26 protein-coding genes are annotated in these 14,535 nt (G+C 40.4%); all 26 read left to right on the forward strand.

Annotated elements, in window-relative coordinates:
* The first annotated feature begins 22 nt into the window (after window positions 1-22).
* The 26 genes from rplE (at window position 23) to cwlD (ending at window position 14,529) form a co-directional block, all read left to right on the forward strand.
* Window positions 23-568, forward strand: a complete 546-nt coding sequence (gene rplE / locus H0Z36_RS00625) for a 50S ribosomal protein L5 (RefSeq protein WP_296862889.1) — start codon at window positions 23-25, stop codon at window positions 566-568.
* Between the two features lie 8 nt (window positions 569-576).
* Window positions 577-762 (forward strand): type Z 30S ribosomal protein S14, encoded by a 186-nt coding sequence (locus tag H0Z36_RS00630; protein ID WP_296862891.1) that lies wholly within the window; start codon window positions 577-579, stop codon window positions 760-762.
* Between the two features lie 27 nt (window positions 763-789).
* Window positions 790-1,188, forward strand: coding sequence for a 30S ribosomal protein S8 (rpsH, locus tag H0Z36_RS00635; RefSeq protein ID WP_296862893.1), 399 nt, complete (start codon window positions 790-792; stop codon window positions 1,186-1,188).
* A gap of 18 nt (window positions 1,189-1,206) precedes the next feature.
* Window positions 1,207-1,746, forward strand: coding sequence for a 50S ribosomal protein L6 (rplF, locus tag H0Z36_RS00640; RefSeq protein ID WP_296862895.1), 540 nt, complete (start codon window positions 1,207-1,209; stop codon window positions 1,744-1,746).
* 21 nt (window positions 1,747-1,767) lie between these two features.
* A complete protein-coding gene (gene rplR / locus H0Z36_RS00645; RefSeq protein ID WP_296862896.1) occupies window positions 1,768-2,133 on the forward strand; it encodes a 50S ribosomal protein L18 in 366 nt (121 codons plus the stop codon).
* 30 nt (window positions 2,134-2,163) lie between these two features.
* On the forward strand, window positions 2,164-2,667 hold the full coding sequence (gene rpsE / locus H0Z36_RS00650; RefSeq protein WP_296862898.1) for a 30S ribosomal protein S5: 504 nt from the start codon (window positions 2,164-2,166) through the stop codon (window positions 2,665-2,667).
* 11 nt (window positions 2,668-2,678) lie between these two features.
* A complete protein-coding gene (rpmD, locus tag H0Z36_RS00655; protein ID WP_296862900.1) occupies window positions 2,679-2,864 on the forward strand; it encodes a 50S ribosomal protein L30 in 186 nt (61 codons plus the stop codon).
* A 19-nt stretch (window positions 2,865-2,883) separates the two neighbouring features.
* Window positions 2,884-3,324 carry a 50S ribosomal protein L15 gene (gene rplO, locus H0Z36_RS00660; protein WP_296862902.1) on the forward strand — a complete coding sequence of 147 codons (441 nt, stop codon included), beginning with the start codon at window positions 2,884-2,886 and terminating at the stop codon, window positions 3,322-3,324.
* Window positions 3,324-4,589 (forward strand): preprotein translocase subunit SecY, encoded by a 1,266-nt coding sequence (secY, locus tag H0Z36_RS00665; protein WP_296862904.1) that lies wholly within the window; start codon window positions 3,324-3,326, stop codon window positions 4,587-4,589. Before rplO ends, secY begins: the two co-directional genes overlap by 1 nt.
* A gap of 13 nt (window positions 4,590-4,602) precedes the next feature.
* Window positions 4,603-5,253, forward strand: a complete 651-nt coding sequence (locus tag H0Z36_RS00670; protein ID WP_296862906.1) for an adenylate kinase — start codon at window positions 4,603-4,605, stop codon at window positions 5,251-5,253.
* A complete protein-coding gene (map, locus tag H0Z36_RS00675; RefSeq protein WP_296862908.1) occupies window positions 5,250-6,017 on the forward strand; it encodes a type I methionyl aminopeptidase in 768 nt (255 codons plus the stop codon). The genes H0Z36_RS00670 and map overlap by 4 nt, the downstream gene beginning before the upstream one ends.
* Window positions 6,018-6,030: 13 nt before the next feature.
* Window positions 6,031-6,321: a KOW domain-containing RNA-binding protein gene (locus tag H0Z36_RS00680; protein ID WP_296862910.1), complete on the forward strand. Its 291-nt coding sequence runs from the start codon at window positions 6,031-6,033 to the stop codon at window positions 6,319-6,321.
* A complete protein-coding gene (infA, locus tag H0Z36_RS00685) occupies window positions 6,321-6,542 on the forward strand; it encodes a translation initiation factor IF-1 (RefSeq protein ID WP_366508833.1) in 222 nt (73 codons plus the stop codon). Before H0Z36_RS00680 ends, infA begins: the two co-directional genes overlap by 1 nt.
* A gap of 33 nt (window positions 6,543-6,575) precedes the next feature.
* Window positions 6,576-6,689 carry a 50S ribosomal protein L36 gene (gene rpmJ, locus H0Z36_RS00690; RefSeq protein WP_073090637.1) on the forward strand — a complete coding sequence of 38 codons (114 nt, stop codon included), beginning with the start codon at window positions 6,576-6,578 and terminating at the stop codon, window positions 6,687-6,689.
* Window positions 6,690-6,709: 20 nt separating this feature from the next.
* On the forward strand, window positions 6,710-7,078 hold the full coding sequence (gene rpsM, locus H0Z36_RS00695) for a 30S ribosomal protein S13 (protein ID WP_296862916.1): 369 nt from the start codon (window positions 6,710-6,712) through the stop codon (window positions 7,076-7,078).
* 19 nt (window positions 7,079-7,097) lie between these two features.
* A complete protein-coding gene (gene rpsK / locus H0Z36_RS00700; RefSeq protein ID WP_296862918.1) occupies window positions 7,098-7,490 on the forward strand; it encodes a 30S ribosomal protein S11 in 393 nt (130 codons plus the stop codon).
* A gap of 17 nt (window positions 7,491-7,507) precedes the next feature.
* Window positions 7,508-8,137: a 30S ribosomal protein S4 gene (gene rpsD / locus H0Z36_RS00705; protein WP_296862920.1), complete on the forward strand. Its 630-nt coding sequence runs from the start codon at window positions 7,508-7,510 to the stop codon at window positions 8,135-8,137.
* Between the two features lie 25 nt (window positions 8,138-8,162).
* On the forward strand, window positions 8,163-9,113 hold the full coding sequence (locus tag H0Z36_RS00710; protein ID WP_296862921.1) for a DNA-directed RNA polymerase subunit alpha: 951 nt from the start codon (window positions 8,163-8,165) through the stop codon (window positions 9,111-9,113).
* A 16-nt stretch (window positions 9,114-9,129) separates the two neighbouring features.
* Window positions 9,130-9,471: a 50S ribosomal protein L17 gene (gene rplQ / locus H0Z36_RS00715; protein ID WP_296862924.1), complete on the forward strand. Its 342-nt coding sequence runs from the start codon at window positions 9,130-9,132 to the stop codon at window positions 9,469-9,471.
* A 6-nt stretch (window positions 9,472-9,477) separates the two neighbouring features.
* Window positions 9,478-10,299 carry an energy-coupling factor transporter ATPase gene (locus H0Z36_RS00720; RefSeq protein ID WP_296862926.1) on the forward strand — a complete coding sequence of 274 codons (822 nt, stop codon included), beginning with the start codon at window positions 9,478-9,480 and terminating at the stop codon, window positions 10,297-10,299.
* On the forward strand, window positions 10,284-11,162 hold the full coding sequence (locus tag H0Z36_RS00725; RefSeq protein WP_296862928.1) for an ATP-binding cassette domain-containing protein: 879 nt from the start codon (window positions 10,284-10,286) through the stop codon (window positions 11,160-11,162). Before H0Z36_RS00720 ends, H0Z36_RS00725 begins: the two co-directional genes overlap by 16 nt.
* A complete protein-coding gene (locus H0Z36_RS00730) occupies window positions 11,155-11,913 on the forward strand; it encodes an energy-coupling factor transporter transmembrane component T (RefSeq protein ID WP_296862930.1) in 759 nt (252 codons plus the stop codon). The genes H0Z36_RS00725 and H0Z36_RS00730 overlap by 8 nt, the downstream gene beginning before the upstream one ends.
* An 11-nt stretch (window positions 11,914-11,924) precedes the next feature.
* Entirely contained in the window at window positions 11,925-12,662 is a 738-nt protein-coding gene (gene truA / locus H0Z36_RS00735; protein ID WP_296863351.1) for a tRNA pseudouridine(38-40) synthase TruA, read from the forward strand.
* Between the two features lie 143 nt (window positions 12,663-12,805).
* Entirely contained in the window at window positions 12,806-13,240 is a 435-nt protein-coding gene (gene rplM / locus H0Z36_RS00740) for a 50S ribosomal protein L13 (protein ID WP_296862933.1), read from the forward strand.
* Between the two features lie 11 nt (window positions 13,241-13,251).
* Entirely contained in the window at window positions 13,252-13,644 is a 393-nt protein-coding gene (rpsI, locus tag H0Z36_RS00745) for a 30S ribosomal protein S9 (protein ID WP_296862935.1), read from the forward strand.
* A gap of 165 nt (window positions 13,645-13,809) precedes the next feature.
* Window positions 13,810-14,529, forward strand: a complete 720-nt coding sequence (gene cwlD, locus H0Z36_RS00750) for an N-acetylmuramoyl-L-alanine amidase CwlD (RefSeq protein WP_296862936.1) — start codon at window positions 13,810-13,812, stop codon at window positions 14,527-14,529.
* Window positions 14,530-14,535 lie beyond the last annotated feature (6 nt).

Genomic DNA, 14,535 nt, shown 5'->3' on the forward strand with positions numbered 1-14,535 from the left:
AGGAAAGGAGGCTCAAAATTACATGGCTAGGTTACAGGAACTTTACAGACAGGAAATAGTGCCTAAACTTATGGAAAAGTTCGGTTATAAAAATGTTATGCAGGTTCCTAAAATAGATAAGATTGTTCTTAATGTTGGGGTAGGAGAAGCTGTTCAGAATCCTAAAGCATTGGATGGAGCTGTAAATGACCTTACTGCAATAACTGGGCAAAAGCCGGTTGTAACTAGAGCTCGCAAGTCTATTGCAGGATTTAAGCTGCGCGAAGGGATGCCCATTGGTTGTAAAGTAACCCTGCGTGGTGAGAGAATGTATGACTTTTTAGATAAATTGATTAATTTTGCTCTTCCCCGGGTACGCGATTTTAGAGGAGTGTCGCCTGATGCTTTTGATGGTAGAGGAAATTATGCTTTGGGAATAAAAGAACAGACTATATTCCCCGAGATTGAATACGACAAAATTGATAAGATTAGAGGTTTAGAAGTTAGCATAATTACTACGGCTAAAACGGATGAAGAAGCACGTGAACTTTTAAGACTTATGGGAATGCCATTTAGAGATAGGGGGTAAGTGATTAAATGGCCAAGAAATCTATGATAGCCAAGCAGAAGAGGCCTCAAAAATTTAAGGTTCGTGAATATAATCGCTGCAAAATATGTGGAAGACCTAGGGCATATATGCGGAAATTTGGCATGTGCAGAATATGTTTCCGTGAACTTGCTCATAAAGGCGAAATTCCAGGAGTTAAGAAAGCAAGCTGGTAGTGTTGTTATGTAAAGGAGGTATAAAATATGGTCATGACTGATCCTATCGCCGATTTCCTGACCCGGATCAGAAACGGCAACATGGTCATGCATGAGACCGTTGAGGTACCCAGTTCTAAAATGAAACTTGCCATTGCCAAGATTATGAAAGATGAAGGGTACATCAAGGATTATGAATATATCGAAGATGGAAAACAAGGAATAATCAGAATATACCTCAAGTATGGACCTAATAAAGAAAAGGTTATTACTGGGATAAAAAGAATCAGTAAGCCAGGTCTCAGGGTATATGTAAAGAAAGACGAAGTTCCTAAGGTACTGGGTGGACTGGGAACAGCAGTTATATCCACTTCGAAAGGTGTAATGACTGATAAAGAAGCACGCAAGCTTGGGCTTGGCGGAGAAGTAATTTGCTATATATGGTAGCTGAAGGAGGGAAAATGCGTGTCAAGAGTTGGAAGAAAGCCTATCAGTCTACCCAAAGGTGTAGAAGTTAAAATAGAAGGAAAAACAGTTACCGTCAAAGGACCTAAAGGGGTATTAACCCAGGAAATCCCTGGTGATATTACTGTAACCCAAGAAGGAGACCAGCTGATAGTTACGAGAGCAAATGATCTGCGTCAAAATAGAGCTTATCATGGTTTAGTTCGCGCCTTGCTGGCTAATATGGTTGAAGGGGTTACTAACGGTTATGAAAAGCGCTTAGAGCTGGTTGGAGTTGGATATCGTGCTCAGTTGCAGGGCAAGAAACTGGTAATAAATATTGGATTTTCCCACCCGGTAGAAGTTGAGCCGCCTCAAGGAATTGAGTTTGAAGTTCCAGCACCCACCAAGATTGTGGTAAAAGGCATTGATAAACAGCTGGTAGGAAACACAGCGGCTCATATAAGAGCTATAAGAAAACCTGAACCGTATAAAGGTAAGGGAATTAAATATGAAAATGAACAGATTAGACGTAAAGCTGGTAAAGCTGGTTCTAAATAGGTTTAGAAGGGAGTGAGGACCTTGTTTAAGAAACCCAGCAGAAACGAATTAAGAAAGATTAAACACAGGAGAGTGCGCAAAAAGGTATCTGGAACTGCAGAAACTCCCAGACTCTGTGTTTATAAGAGCCTTAATCATATATATGCTCAGATTATAGATGATGAAAGAGGAGTAACTTTAGTATCTGCTTCAACCCTGGATAAAGATTTGCGCGGGCTTCCTTCAAAAACTAATATTGAAGCAGCGAAAATGGTTGGAGCTAGTATTGCAGAAAAAGCCCTGGCTAAAGGAATAACTAGTGTGGTTTTCGACCGCAGTGGCTATAAGTATCATGGAAAAGTAGCAGCTTTGGCTGATGCTGCACGTGAAAAAGGGCTTAATTTCTAGTTTTTAAATCCGTAAGCTAGGAGGGAAAAGATGAGCGATAATAAACAAGCTGCTCCGGAAATGATAGAAAAAGTTATCAATATCCGCAGGGTTGCTAAGGTAGTAAAAGGTGGACGAAGATTTAGCTTTAGTGCCTTGGTAGTTGTTGGTGATGGTCAAGGGAAGGTAGGAGTAGGCACAGGTAAGGCAGCTGAAGTTCCGGAAGCTATCCGCAAAGCCTTGGAGAATGCCAAAAAGAATATGATTACTGTTCCTTTGATCGAGGATCGGACTATACCACATGAACAGTTAACAAAGTTTGGTGCAGCCAAAGTATGGATGAAGCCTGCTGCTCCCGGTACCGGAGTTATAGCTGGTGGTGCAGTAAGAGCAGTTCTCGAGGCTGCCGGGGTTAAAGATATACTCACAAAATCTTTAGGTTCAAATAATTCTATAAATATGGCTTATGCAACTATTGAAGCATTAAAGAGTCTCAAAAGAGCAGAAGATGTGGCAAAACTGCGGGGTAAAACCATAGATGAGATATTGAATTAGGAGGGATAAAATTGCCTAAGCAATTAAAAATTACCTGGACTAAGAGCACTATAGGCTGCCCTCAAACCCAGAGAGCGACTATTAAAAGTTTAGGACTTAAAAAACTTAATCAATCGGTGATAAAAGAAGACTGCCCCCAGATTAGAGGGCAGATAAATAAAGTAAAGCACCTGGTTACTGTGGAAGAAATCGAGTAAATTTAAGGGAGGTTTTACAGTGAGACTGGATGAACTAAAATCTCCGGCTGGCGCGAATAAACGCCCGAAAAGAGTAGGAAGAGGTCCAGGATCTGGTCATGGGAAAACCTCTACTCGCGGACATAAAGGGCAAAAGGCTCGTTCCGGTGGGGGAGTAAGGCCTGGATTTGAGGGTGGACAGATGCCCTTACAAAGACGCATACCAAAGCGCGGATTTACTAATATATTCAAAAAAGAATATGCCATTGTTAATGTTAAAGACCTTAATGTCTTTGAAGATGGAACTGAAATAACTCCGGAGCTTCTTATCTCCAGAGGTTTAATTAAATCAGTAAAAGATGGAGTAAAAATATTAGGTGATGGAGAATTAGAAAAGAAGCTTGTGGTTAGGGCTCATAAAGTAAGCAAACAGGCGGAAGAAAAGATAAACGCCAGGGGCGGCAAGGTTGAGGTGATTTAATGTTAGGCTCTGTTGGGCAGGCAGTTAAGGTTGGGGACCTGCGAACAAAAATATTATTTACCTTAATGATGCTCCTGGTGTTCCGGCTGGGAGCCCATATACCTGTACCCGGAATAAATACAGATGCTATTGAGCAGCTATTAGGTGGTCAGCTGTTTGGTTTTTTTGATATAATTTCTGGTGGTGCATTTAAAAAATTCAGTATATTTGCAATGAGTATTACACCATATATTAATGCATCCATCATAATGCAGCTTTTGCAGGTAATTATTCCGCGATTAGAAGAACTCTCCAAAGAAGGAGAGGAAGGACGCAAGATTATTGCCCAATATGTGCGTTATGGAACTGTAGTACTGGCATTCATTCAGGCTATTGGAATGTCTATTGCTTTAGCTAGATATGGCGTAGTTGTGAATCCGGGTATTGGGTCATATCTCCTGATTGCTGTTTCTCTTACCGCTGGAACTGCTTTCCTCATGTGGATTGGGGAAATGATTACCGAGAGAGGTATTGGCAACGGTATTTCACTTTTAATATTTGCCGGTATAGTTTCGCGCCTGCCGGGTGAATTTGGTGCAGTTATTCAGCAGATTTCCGGCGGCATAATCGGGGTATTTAACATAATCCTGTTTATTGTAATTGCCTTGGCTATAATTGTTGCCATTATTGCTGTAAATGAAGGACAAAGAAGAATTCCTATACAGTATGCCAAAAGAGTGGTAGGAAGAAGGGTTTACGGTGGGCAAAGCACTTTTTTGCCTTTAAAAGTTAATTCGGCCGGGGTTATTCCGATAATTTTTGCTATGTCACTTATGATGTTCCCGGCGACCATAGCGTCTTGGACTGATCCTCAGTCCAGTTTAAATCAGTTTTTAAATACTTATTTCCATTTTGGCACTGTGGCATATAATGTTATTTATGCTGCTTTGATTGTTTTCTTTACCTATTTCTATGTAGCAATAATATTCAATCCATTAGATGTAGCAGAAAATATTAAAAAGTATGGCGGATTTATTCCGGGAATACGTCCGGGGAGACCTACTGCGGAGTATATTGATAAAGTACTGTCCCGCCTTACGTTAGCAGGTGGAATTTTTCTTGCATTAATCGCAGTACTGCCTACAATTGTGATAGGTATAACCGGGATAACCGGTATATGGTTTGGAGGAACTGCTTTGTTGATTGTAGTTGGGGTTGCACTTGATACTATGAAACAGATTGAATCCCACCTCCTGTTGAGAAGTTATGAAGGATTTGTGAAATAGGAGATGATCAGTGGTGAATATTATATTAATGGGGCCTCCGGGGGCCGGAAAGGGCACTCAGGCAGAAAAAATTAAAGCAACCTATCCTATACCTCATATTTCAACCGGGGATATGTTCAGAGAGGCAGTAGCTAAAGGTACGCCTCTAGGATTAGAAGCAAAAAAGTACATGGATGAAGGAAGATTGGTTCCGGATGAAGTAACAATTGGCATAGTTGAGGAAAGGCTTGCCCAGCCAGATTGTGCAAAAGGTTTTCTTTTAGATGGTTTTCCACGTACAATTGCCCAGGCTGAAGCTCTGGATCGGGTTTTAAGCGAAATGGGCAAAAAAATTGAAGCAGCTGTAAATATTTCTGTTCCAGATGAGATTTTAATTGAACGTATGAGTGGAAGGGTTACCTGTAAAGAATGTAAAACGGTTTACCATGTTAAATTTAATCCTCCCGCCAAAGAAGGGGTTTGTGACAAATGTGGTGGAGAGCTGATAGTACGAAGTGATGACCGCGGGGATACAGTTAAAAAGCGGCTTGCTGTTTACCATGAACAAACTAATCCCCTTCTGGATTATTACGACAGATCCGGAGTTCTTTGCAACATAGATGGAGACCGTTCTGCAGATTTAGTTTTTGAAGACATCAAAAAGGTATTGGAGAATCTTGGATGATAATTTTAAAGACTCCTGATGAAATTGTCAAAATGCGCCTGGCGGGAAGAGTAGTGGCGGAAATTCTCAAAATACTGGAAGAAAAAGTAAAGCCAGGAATAACAACCAACAACTTGAATGCGATTGCCGAATTTGAGTGTAAAAGACGAGGGGCAGTCCCTGTTTTTAAAAATTATCCCAATCCCCGCGGGGGGCGTCCTTTCCCTGGGGTTATATGCGCCTCGGTCAATGATGAGGTTGTTCATGGTGTCCCTTCAAACAGGGTTCTTGAAGAGGGAGATATTATCAGTATAGACTTTGGGATTATACTGAATGGATATGCAGGAGATTCCGCCATTACTGTTCCGGTAGGAGAAGTTAAGGCGGAAGCTTTAGGGCTTATTAAAGTTACGGAAGAGGCGCTTTATAAAGGCATCGAAAAGGCGGTGCCGGGAAACCGGTTAGGCGCAATATCCAATGCTATTCAGAGATATGCTGAAAAACAGGGTTTTTCTGTGGTGCGTGACTTTGTAGGCCATGGCATCGGACGTAGTATGCACGAAGATCCTCCTGTACCCAACTTCGGAAGACCTGACCGCGGACCAGTGCTTAAACCAGGAATGACTTTAGCTATTGAACCCATGCTTAATGTAGGGACTTACAGGGTTTATACGGCCCCTGATGGGTGGACAGCGATAACTTATGATCACAGCCTTTCCGCTCATTTTGAGCATACAATTGCTATAACTGATAATGGTCCGGAGATTTTGACCAAGAGGTCTTAGGAGGCGGTTTTTTTTGGATGATAGGATAGGCAAGGTTGTATTTTCCAAGGCTGGCAGGGATAAGGGCAGAATGTTTGTTGTGGTAGGGGTTGTTAATAATAATTTCTGTCTGTTAGCGGACGGTGATTTGCGAAAGATTGAAAATCCCAAACTGAAAAACAGCAAACATCTGCAGTTCACTAATATAATAGCCGAAGATGTTATGGCCTATCTAAAAGAAGGTAAAGTTCCGGAAAATCATGTTATAAGAAAAAACCTGAAGAAAATCGGGGAAGCTAGAGAAAGAGATGGGAAGGAGGTCTGATAATGGCGAAAGATGATGTTATTGAGGTTGAGGGTACAGTTATTGAACCACTCCCTAATGCTATGTTTAGGGTTGAACTGGAAAACGGCCATAAGGTCCTCGCCCATGTATCTGGAAAAATGCGCATGAACTTTATAAGAATATTGCCAGGAGACCGGGTAATGGTGGAATTATCACCTTATGATCTGAACCGTGGTAGGATAATATATCGTTTTAAATAAGATCCCGTGGAATGAGTTAAGGAGGGAATAACTTTGAAGGTTAGACCATCAGTAAAGCCAATGTGTGAAAAGTGCAAGGTAATAAAGCGTAAAGGTAAAGTCATGGTAATTTGTGAAAACCCAAAGCATAAACAGGTACAAGGTTAATTTTCAGGAGGTGGACAGTTTTGGCAAGAATTGCGGGTGTAGATTTACCGCGTGATAAAAGGGTTGAAATCGCATTAACTTATATATATGGGATAGGCAGACCTTCTTCCCAAAAAATACTGGCTAAGGCAGGTATAAATCCTGATACCAGAGTCAAAGATTTAACTGAGGAAGAAGTTTCCAAGCTGAGAGAAATTATTGACCGCGAATATACCGTAGAAGGCGACCTTCGTCGTGAGGTCAGCATGAACATAAAGAGATTGATGGATTTAGGTTGTTATCGTGGCCTTCGCCATCGTCGCGGTTTGCCGGTAAGAGGGCAAAGAACCAAGACTAATGCACGGACTCGTAAAGGACCTAGAAGAACAGTTGCTGGCAAGAAAAAATAGCCAAAAGGGGGATAATTGAGTGGCCAAAAAGACAACCACCAGAGTTAAAAGACGTGAAAAAAAGAATGTTGAATATGGTATTGCGCATATTAAATCTACTTTTAACAACACTATTGTTACAATAACTGATAAGAAAGGCAATGCTATTGCCTGGGCAAGTGCTGGAACTGTTGGATTTAAAGGTTCAAGAAAAAGCACACCGTTTGCTGCTCAGCAGGCTGCTGAAGCTGCTGCAAAGGCAGCTATGGAACACGGAATGAAAGAAGTTGAATGTTATGTAAAAGGACCTGGGGCAGGGCGTGAAGCTGCTATACGGTCACTGCAGGCTGCAGGTCTGGAAGTAAGTGTAATAAAAGATGTTACACCTATTCCTCATAATGGATGCAGACCGCCTAAAAGAAGAAGAGTTTAAGGAGGTAGTGGTATAAAGTGGGAAGATATACTGGATCAGTTTGTCGCCAGTGCCGCCGCGAAGGAGAGAAGCTGTACTTAAAAGGAGATAGATGTTATTCCGATAAATGTGCAATGGAAAGACGCCCTTACGCTCCGGGAGTTCATGGTCAGGGACGCCGTCAGAAACTCAGTGAATATGGAATTCAGCTGCGTGAAAAGCAGAAAACCAAGAGAATTTATGGAGTACAGGAGAAACAGTTCCGCAATTATTTTGCTAAGGCTGATCGGCAGAAGGGAATAACCGGGGAAAATCTTTTAATACTTTTAGAGAGAAGATTGGACAATGTAGTTTATCGTTTAGGTTTTGCATCTTCCCGTAGGGAAGCACGCCAGCTTGTAAGTCATGGGCACTTTACTGTTAATGGAAGAAAGGCTAATATTCCTTCTATGCTGGTTAAAGTTGGTGATGTAATTCAGGTGAAAGAAGGCAGCAAATCCTCTCCTAAATTCCAGGAGTTAAAGGAACAGGCTGCTTATAAAACTGTGCCAGAATGGCTTAGCGTAGATGTAGAAAATATGAAGGGAACAGTCTTGGCTTATCCTACAAGGGATCAAATAGATACTCCAGTTAAGGAACAGCTTATAGTTGAGCTGTATTCAAGATAAAGACCCTGAAGGAGGGGATAGATAAATGCTGGAGATGGAAAAACCCCGTATTGAATGTGTAGAAAAGAGTGAGGAAGCAAACTACGGGAAGTTTGTTATCGAGCCTTTAGAACGGGGGTATGGCACTACACTGGGCAATTCTTTGAGGAGAGTTTTGCTCTCATCTTTGCCTGGGGCGGCTGTTACGTCAATTAAAATTGATGGGGTTTTGCATGAATTTTCGACTATTCCCAATGTGGTTGAGGATACTACCGAAATAATACTTAATATAAAAAAGCTGGTAGTAGGCTATAACGGAAGTGAACGCAAAATTATAAGGATTGAGCAGACCGGGCCCAAAAAAGTTACGGCTGCAGATATTGAACATGACTCAGAGGTAACTATACTCAATCCTGACCTTCATATAGCAACGCTGGATGAAGGGGCCCGGCTTAATATTGAGATGACTGTGGAACGCGGTCGGGGTTATGTGAGTGCAGATCAACAGCCGATAAAAAAAGAGGAAATAGTAGGGCTAATTCCGATAGACTCTATTTACACACCGGTAAAAAAAGTTAACTACACGGTGGATAATGCTAGAGTGGGCAAAAAAACTGACTATGACAGCCTTACTCTGGAAGTGTGGACTGATGGAAGCATTAAGCCAGAAGAGGCTGTAAGTTTATCAGCTCAGATTCTTATTGAATATCTGAAGCTTTTTACTGAAATTAATGATACCTATGCAGAGGTAGAAATTTTGGTAGAAAAAGAAGAAGAGAAGAAAGACAAGATTTTAGAAATGTCGATTGAAGAATTGGAGCTTTCGGTTCGTGCTTCCAATGGGTTAAAACGGGCTAATATCAACACCGTAGGGGATCTAGTTCAGAAAACCCGGGAAGAAATGAGCAAGATAAGAAATTTAGGCCAGAAATCATTAGAAGAGATCGAGAAGAAGCTGAAAGAGCTCGGTTTGGGCTTTAAACAGCCGGAAGATTAAGAAAGGAGGGCGCAAGGTGAGTTATCGTAAATTAGGTTTAAGAAGTGATCATAGAAAAGCTATGCTTAGAAATGCTGTTACTTCTCTTTTAGACGGAGAAAAGATAACTACTACTGAAACCAGAGCTAAAGAGATTCAGCGGATAGCCGATAAGATGATTACCTTAGGAAAACGCGGAGATTTACATGCCAGAAGACAGGCATATGCATACATTATGCGGGAAGATGTAGTTCATAAATTATTTACTGAACTGGCTGAACGTTATTCAGACAGACAGGGAGGGTATACCCGGATTGTCAGAACTGGATTCCGCAAAGGGGACGGAGCTCCTATGGCAATCCTGGAATTAGTTGACTAAAGAACTATGATTGAATTTGTAAATGTCCACTACTACTATAAGGAGAATAGTTCTTTAATTCTGAACAATATCAGCTTTACGATAAATAAAGGCGAATTTATTGGAATCGTAGGCAGGAATGGTTCGGGTAAGTCGACTTTAGCCCGTATGTTTAATGGAATCTTAATCCCTAGTAAAGGCAAAGTCCTGGTAGATGGACTTGATACGAGGAAAGCAGAAGATCTTATTAAAATACGGCGTAAAGTAGGCTTGCTCTTGCCTAATCCAGACAATCAAATAGTATCCAGCGTTGTAGAAGAAGATGTAGCTTTTGGGCTTGAAAACCTGGGCATAAAACCAGAGGAGATCCGGCTCCAGGTAGATGAGGCATTAAAGCTGGTAGAAATGGAGGAGTTTAAAAAACATCCTCCTTATCTTTTATCAGGTGGGCAAAAGCAACGGGTAGCCTTGGCTGGGATTTTAGCTTTAAAGCCGGATTATTTGGTTTTAGATGAGCCTACTTCTATGATAGAGCCGGAAGGAAGAAAGCTTATAACCGGTTTGTTAAAACAGATAAATTCTGAATTAGGGGTTGCTCTTATCTGGATAACTCATGATTTAGAAGAAATAATAGAAGCTGACCGCATATTGGTGGTGGCAAACGGAAAAGTAAAAGAGTATAAAAAACCTAAAGAATTATTAGGAAAGGCTGATATCTGGAAAGAAGCAGGGATTGAGCCTTTAGCCATTACTCAGTTTATGCAAAATTTAAAACAGTATGGAATAGATTTTAAACCTGAAGAATTTACAGTTCAGGAAATGGTGGATTTTTTATGCCGATTAAAATAAAAGGCGTAACTCATATATATAAAAAAGGAACCCCTTTTGAAAAGAAGGCTTTAGAGGATATATTTCTTAACATAGAAAACGGTGAAATTCTAGGGATTATGGGTAAATCAGGGTCGGGCAAGTCTACCTTTTTGCAGCTTTTAAATGGACTTTTAAGACCATGTAGAGGAAAGATAATAGTTGATGATTATGATATAACTATGATTCCTGCAGACGAAATAGCAGCTGTTCGACGGGAGGTTGGATTAGTTTTCCAATTTCCTGAAGAACAGATTTTTGAGACTGATGTATATAAGGAGATTGCTTTTGGACCTAAAAACCTGGGCATAGATGAAAAAAAAACCTTCGAAAGAGTAAAAACAGCCATGAAGCTGACAGGGCTGGAATACGTTAAATTTAAAGACCGCCGTCCTAATGAGCTTAGCGGTGGAGAAAAAAGAAGGGTGGGCATAGCCGACATATTAGCTTTGAATCCCCGTTATTTACTTTTAGATGAGCCTTTTGCGGCTTTAGATTATGAGGGGAGAAGGAAAATATACCAGAGTATAAAAGAACTTAATCAAACCCGGGGAACAACTACAATTATTGTTTCACACAATTTAGAATATCTTGTTCCCGTCTGCAATCGATTATTAATTTTAGCAGATGGCAGAGTTAAGCTTGATATCAAGATAGATGAGATTGCATTGTATATAAAAGAAATAAAAAATTTAGGCGTGTCCCCTCCTTTGCATCATGAAGTTTTATATTATTTAAAGGAAAAAGGGTTTAATATCAATGTTAAGGTTAGAACCAGGGAAGAGGCAGCCCGAGAAATTGCAAAGTATTTAGGGACTCTTAAGGATGAAGTGAAAAGTGGTTAAGAATATTGGTTTAGGACAGTATATTCCTGGAAATTCGATCTTGCACAGATTAGATCCGCGGAGTAAAGTGATAGGAACCGTTATTTTGGTTGTTGGTACTTTTACCTCAGCTTATCCCGTAGAGACAGGGATTTTTTTAGGAACAGTTTTGATACTGGGGGCTTTAAGCCAGGTAGGGATAAGATATTATTTTGATTCCCTTAAACCTTTACTGTATTTGATTTTGATAACTGCTTTTTTTCAGGTCTTGCTGGCGGAAGAAGAACTCGGACAGAGATTTGATGCAGCCTTAAATTTAGGATTGCGACTTTTTATAATTATTTTTTCAATGCAAGTTTTGATGGGGACAACTTCTCCATTATCCTTAACCAGCGGAATGGAAAAAATGCTTTCTCCGCTTAAAAGAATAAAATTTCCAGTACATGAGCTTATAATGATAATGACTATAAGTTTGCGCTTCATCCCCCTTTATATTGAAGACTGGGAACGGATAAAAAAAGCTCAGATGAGCCGGGGAATAAATTTTGAGGAAAAAAGTATTATAAAAAGGCTAAAAAACTATATATCTGTATTAATACCTCTCCTGCGTATATCGTTTCAGCGGGCAGTCGACCTGGCGACTGCTATGGAATCAAGGTGTTATCAGGGAGAAGGAGAAAGAAGTCATCTTAATGTTTTAAAATTTACCCCATATGATTTTATGTATATCGGAATTATAGGAGGAGTGTGGCTCATAACTATCTGGTTATGAATGAAGGAAATATAAAAAGGATAAAGCTTGTAATTGAATACGATGGTACTAATTATCACGGTTTTCAGGTGCAGAACAACGCCCATACGGTGCAGGCTGAGCTGGGACAGGCTATCCTGAAACTTACTGGTGAAAGGGTTAGTGTTATTTCAGCCGGGCGCACAGATGCCGGAGTACACGCATTAGGACAGGTAGTAGTTTTTAGTACCTCATCTACTATACCTGTTGATAAATGGAAGCCAGCCTTGAACAGTGTTTTACCGCGGGATATCAGGGTTTTGCAAAGTTCAACTGTTGATGAAAATTTTCATCCCCGATTCAGCGCTATAAAAAAGACTTACCGTTATATTATTTATCGGCAAGAGGAAGGAGCAGTCTTTTACCGCAATTATGCCTGGATAAATGCAGAAAAATTAAATATTGAAGAGATGAGGAAAGCTGCCCATTTTATTTTGGGGAGGCATGATTTCAGATCTTTTTGCAGCAGCGGCTCAGCGGTAAAAAATTTTGAGCGAACAGTTACAAGATTGGATATAGAAGAAAAGAAACCTTTCCTGATTCTGGAGATAGAAGCTGATGGTTTTTTATACAATATGGTTAGAATAATAGTAGGAACACTGGTGGAAGTAGGTAAAGGCACATATAGTTCAGAATATGTGAAAGAGATTATTGAGTCTAAAGATAGGAATAAAGCTGGAGCAACTGCACCGCCTCAAGGGCTTTATCTGGTAAAGGTAGAATACCTATAATAAAACTTAAACCCTTTTCTTGACAAAAGGAAATAAGATTAGCTAATATAATTAGGTAGGCTTATTTTTATATGCCTGTCTGGCCCCGTTGGCAGGTATATAAAAATAAAAAGCTGTAAGCAAGATAAACAGGAGGGAACGATGTGAAAACCTACATGGCCAAACCTGCGGAAATTGAACGCAAATGGTATGTTATAGATGCTAGTGGACAGACACTTGGTAGGCTTGCTTCAGAAGTTGCAACAATTTTGAGAGGCAAACATAAACCGATATATACACCTCATGTTGATACCGGAGATTATGTAATCATTATTAATGCAGAAAAGGTTGTTTTAACTGGCAACAAACTGGATGAGAAGTTATATCGCCGTCATTCCGGGTATCCAGGCGGTTTAAAGGAAATGACCTATCGCGAATTCCTGCAGAAAAAGCCGGAAAAAGCCATTGAAGTAGCAGTAAAAGGGATGCTTCCACATAACCGCTTGGGAAGAAAGATGTTTAAAAAACTTAAAGTGTATAGAGGAAGCGAACATCCGCATCAGGCTCAAAAACCAGAAATTCGCGAGCTTAGAGGGTAAGGAGGATGAAGATGGCAAAGGTACAATACTGGGGAACCGGACGCAGAAAAAAAGCTATAGCCAGAGTTAGGTTAATACCTGGTGATGGCAGAATTATTATAAATAACCGTGAGTTTGAAGATTTCTTTCCTAACAAGGTCAGCCGCCTTATAGTTAAACAGCCTTTAGTGCTGACCGATATGGAAGGCAGATTTGATGTTATATGCCGGGTACACGGCGGAGGAGTAAGCGGGCAGGCAGGTGCTGTTCGTTTAGGTATTGCACGGGCTTTAGTTAAAGCAAATCCTGATTTAAGACCGCAGCTTAAAAAAGCCGGTTTCTTAACCCGCGATCCACGCATGAAGGAAAGAAAAAAATACGGATTGCACAAAGCAAGAAAAGCACCGCAGTACTCCAAACGCTAAAAACAAAAAAAATGCAAAGGAGACATTTCTCAAATGCGAGAATGTCTCCTTTTATTTTTGCTCCAAGTTATTTAACTTAAACTTCCTTGTGAACATCTAGTTATTAAAAGGGGGCTGAAAGCATATATAAAACTAATAATAAGATTATGCCCAGGGGGAAAATAAGTGCAGAGGAAACAGGTCAAGATAGTTGTATGTTTATTTTTGCTGCTCACATTTATGGTGATAAGATGGGAAAACAAAACTGAGACAGAGCTTATGGTGTATAATGTTGCCAGTAAGGTAATAGTAATTGATCCCGGACATGGTGGAATAGATACGGGAGCAACCCGGGGAAATATTATAGAAAAGGATATAACTCTAAAAATGAGCCAAAAATTAGCCTCTGAACTGGCTGCAGCAGGAGCAGCTGTAATAATGACCCGCAGCAGCGATACTGATTTGGTAGAGGATAATTTTAAGGGAAGTTACCGGGAGAGGCACCGGAAAGGCCTTAGCAAAAGGGTAGAAAAGGCTAATCAAACCGGGGCTGATTTATTTGTCAGCATCCATACCAATGCAGATCCCAACCCGCGCTGGTCAGGAGCTCAGACTTTTTACCATCAGCAAAGTGAAGAAAGCAAAAAAGCGGCTGAAGCTATACAAAGTGAAATAAAAAGGCTTTTAAAAAATACTAAAAGGGATGCATTAGCGGGCGACTACTTTGTAATGAACAATACAGAAATGCCTGCAGTTTTAGTAGAAGTAGGATTTATATCCAACTATAAGGAAGGTAAATTGTTAACTGATGAAGAATATCAGAAAAAAATGGCCCATGCTATATGTTCAGGAATAGTGAAGTATTTTGCTTCAGAATCAGGAGTAAATGAAAAGGCTAAAAGATAAGGAGGC

It is taken from the genome of Thermosyntropha sp. (assembly GCF_017656155.1).
Classification (GTDB): Bacteria; Bacillota; Syntrophomonadia; order Syntrophomonadales; family Syntrophomonadaceae; genus Thermosyntropha.

What these genes read in the sequence shown, in the direction of transcription:
- rpsI (WP_296862935.1), top strand. Translation starts at nt 13,252, where the DNA reads ATGGCAAAGGTACAATACTGGGGAACCGGACGCAGAAAAAAAGCTATA.
- rpsH (WP_296862893.1), top strand. Translation starts at nt 790, where the DNA reads ATGGTCATGACTGATCCTATCGCCGATTTCCTGACCCGGATCAGAAAC.
- H0Z36_RS00710 (WP_296862921.1), top strand. Translation starts at nt 8,163, where the DNA reads ATGCTGGAGATGGAAAAACCCCGTATTGAATGTGTAGAAAAGAGTGAG.
- rplE (WP_296862889.1), top strand. Translation starts at nt 23, where the DNA reads ATGGCTAGGTTACAGGAACTTTACAGACAGGAAATAGTGCCTAAACTT.
- map (WP_296862908.1), top strand. Translation starts at nt 5,250, where the DNA reads ATGATAATTTTAAAGACTCCTGATGAAATTGTCAAAATGCGCCTGGCG.
- rpsE (WP_296862898.1), top strand. Translation starts at nt 2,164, where the DNA reads ATGAGCGATAATAAACAAGCTGCTCCGGAAATGATAGAAAAAGTTATC.
- H0Z36_RS00630 (WP_296862891.1), top strand. Translation starts at nt 577, where the DNA reads ATGGCCAAGAAATCTATGATAGCCAAGCAGAAGAGGCCTCAAAAATTT.
- H0Z36_RS00725 (WP_296862928.1), top strand. Translation starts at nt 10,284, where the DNA reads ATGCCGATTAAAATAAAAGGCGTAACTCATATATATAAAAAAGGAACC.
- secY (WP_296862904.1), top strand. Translation starts at nt 3,324, where the DNA reads ATGTTAGGCTCTGTTGGGCAGGCAGTTAAGGTTGGGGACCTGCGAACA.
- H0Z36_RS00720 (WP_296862926.1), top strand. Translation starts at nt 9,478, where the DNA reads ATGATTGAATTTGTAAATGTCCACTACTACTATAAGGAGAATAGTTCT.